Origin of the sequence: Citrobacter sp. R-1.5.2, assembly GCF_035064245.1 — a bacterium.
Taxonomy (GTDB): Bacteria; Pseudomonadota; Gammaproteobacteria; order Enterobacterales; family Enterobacteriaceae; genus Citrobacter.
Genome location: NZ_JASEYC010000096.1, coordinates 1 through 469, shown reverse-complemented (window position 1 = coordinate 469; position 469 = coordinate 1). Strand labels below are relative to the sequence as shown.

At 51.8% G+C, this 469-nt stretch carries 1 protein-coding gene and 1 pseudogene; both read left to right on the top strand.

The features are described 5' to 3' along the window. A partial coding sequence (locus QMN38_RS26765) for an IS5/IS1182 family transposase (RefSeq protein ID WP_004154290.1) occupies positions 1-319 on the top strand: 319 nt, incomplete at its 5' end. Continuing rightward, a pseudogene (locus QMN38_RS26760) lies at positions 301-469 on the top strand (EAL domain-containing protein); the annotation flags it as partial. The gene QMN38_RS26765 and the pseudogene QMN38_RS26760, both read left to right, overlap by 19 nt.

Below are 469 nucleotides of genomic sequence, written 5' to 3'. Positions count from 1 at the left end.
CGGCTACCAAGGAGCGCCACAGCGCGAGGAGCTGGCCGAGGTGGATGTGGACTGGCTGATCGCCGAGCGTCCCGGCAAGGTAAAAACCTTGAAGCAGCATCCGCGCAAGAACAAAACGGCCATCAACATCGAATACATGAAAGCCAGCATCCGTGCCAGGGTGGAGCACCCGTTTCGCATCATCAAGCGGCAGTTCGGCTTCGTGAAAGCCAGATACAAGGGGCTGCTGAAAAACGATAACCAACTGGCGATGTTATTCACCCTGGCCAACCTGTTTCGGGTGGACCAAATGATACGTCAGTGGGAGAGATCTCAGTAAAAACCGGAAATAACGCCAGAAATGGTGGAAAAAATAGCCTAAATAGGCTGATTCGATGTGTTTGCGGGAAAAAAATCGGCCCAGATCCGCGAAATTTTAATCAGCGAGTCAGCTTGGGAAGAAATGACCTGCTTATTCGCACCTTCCCTA